The organism is Moorena sp. SIO3B2 (assembly GCF_010692525.1).
GTDB lineage: Bacteria > Cyanobacteriota > Cyanobacteriia > Cyanobacteriales > Coleofasciculaceae > Moorena > Moorena producens.
This window is the reverse complement of the sequence record NZ_JAAHHE010000837.1, coordinates 1-1552: the sequence shown is the minus strand read 5'-3', so window position 1 is coordinate 1552 and position 1552 is coordinate 1. Positions and strand designations below refer to the sequence as shown.

Annotated in this window: 3 protein-coding genes; 2 read left to right on the top strand and 1 reads right to left on the bottom strand. The window is 46.2% G+C overall.

What is annotated here, in order from left to right; translation table 11 throughout:
• A partial coding sequence (locus F6K38_RS41620; protein ID WP_287360692.1) for a hypothetical protein occupies nucleotides 1–201 on the top strand: 201 nt, incomplete at its 5' end.
• Nucleotides 202–243: 42 nt separating this feature from the next.
• Here F6K38_RS41620 and F6K38_RS41615 read toward each other — a convergent pair.
• On the bottom strand, nucleotides 244–441 hold the full coding sequence (locus tag F6K38_RS41615; RefSeq protein ID WP_287254190.1) for a hypothetical protein: 198 nt from the start codon (nucleotides 439–441) through the stop codon (nucleotides 244–246).
• A 272-nt stretch (nucleotides 442–713) separates the two neighbouring features.
• Here F6K38_RS41615 and F6K38_RS41610 point away from each other — a divergent pair, with 272 nt between their 5' ends.
• Complete coding sequence (locus tag F6K38_RS41610; protein WP_008184446.1) at nucleotides 714–1475, top strand: hypothetical protein; 762 nt, start codon at nucleotides 714–716, stop codon at nucleotides 1473–1475.
• The last annotated feature ends 77 nt before the right edge of the window (nucleotides 1476–1552 follow it).

The window sequence follows — 1552 nt, the reverse complement described above, 5'->3', positions numbered from 1 at the left end:
CCTCCTTATTTTCGAGCGGGCAGGATGCCCACTCTACTCCTATTGATTCCAAGATTCAGCAATGCCAATGCCAAAGGTGGTGCGTTACGGGGCGGATGCTGTTGGCGAAATATTTCGCGAACTTACCTTGAAGCCCGATCAGCCCTCACCCCCAGCCCCTCTCCCAACCTTGGGAGAGGGGAGCAGATTACGGCAGAATAAGGGTTTCACGAATTCGCCAGCAGCGTCCGCCCCTAAGGCACCCTAGGTACTCTCTTCTTGATCCATGGGCAGACCTATATCAAAAAAAAGGACAAACTTGGCATTAGGCATCAGAGGTTTCAGAGCCTGCAAATAGCTCTCGCCATCAGAACGGTTGCGGAACCGAGCGAATACTACTGGTTGCCTCCGTGGTGATAGGCGAATCATAACCCATGGGTATAGGCATGGACGATAAGACATAATATGAAGTTATCTCCTTTAAGGGGAACCCAGAGCCAGCCTTGAGCCTACGAAAATCCCTAGGCTGGCTCTTCCCGTGGATTTTATGTCCACAATTTGATTGTAGCACAAAAAATATTATATTATAGCATATTTTTTTAATTTTTGTAACAAATTCTTGAGGTAGTCGGGAGCTTCGACTTCCGACTCCCAATCCCGACTCCCTAAAACCTTGCACCTCACCGATTGATAAAGTTGGTACTATACCATAAAATAGTAATCTCGACTAGACGGTGGCAGTAATTTACATAGGCGATCGCAATACCGGCAAGACAGCCTTAGCCATTGAGTTAACTAACTCTAAATTTGACTATGTCCATATTCCCAACCAGAGTTACGACAACCTGAAGGCACTCTTCTTTGATGAAACAGAAGACAAATTTCGACCCACACCAGTTGATCCCACCAATGTCTATAGCACTCGTTACCTTGAGGTAGAAGTAAAGTTACCGGCTGGTCGCAAGACCATCTCTATAGACTGGATCGATACTCCGGGGGAAGTCTGGCGCAAATCCTGGCAGCTGGATAATCCCCAACAATGGCAGCAGGTATTGGCAGCAGTAAAGCAGAGCGAGGGGATTTTGCTAGTCTTGCCACCCTATCGGGAGATGCTATCACCCCAGGCTCCGGTAGACTTCTCGGAATTTCCTACTCAACAACAGTGGTGTAATAGATTTCAACGGTGGGTAGATTTTTTTCATAATGATTGCCCCAAGGTACGACATATTGTGATTTGCTTAAACAAAGCCGATCTATTTTGCGATTTAGAGCAAGAAGCCTTTCAGCTTGCCTATGATCCACTGCGTTCTCGGAAAAACTGGTATCAACGTAATAGCTATGTTTCCCAGCGCTACTTTCGACCAGTGCAACGTCAACTAGTAGCCATGACTAAACCTCCTGCGGGGGTGCCTGTGCGTTGTTTTATTACCAGTATTTATAATCGTGCTCTGTTAGAACTACCCTGGATTTATTTAGCCAGCTTTCTTGCTAGTTAGGAGGTAAGCTATCAGTTATCAGCTATCAGCTATCAGCTATCAGCTATCAGCTATCAGCTATCAGCTATCAGCTTCAG

What these genes read in the sequence shown, in the direction of transcription:
- F6K38_RS41615 (WP_287254190.1), bottom strand. Translation starts at nt 441, where the DNA reads ATGTCTTATCGTCCATGCCTATACCCATGGGTTATGATTCGCCTATCA.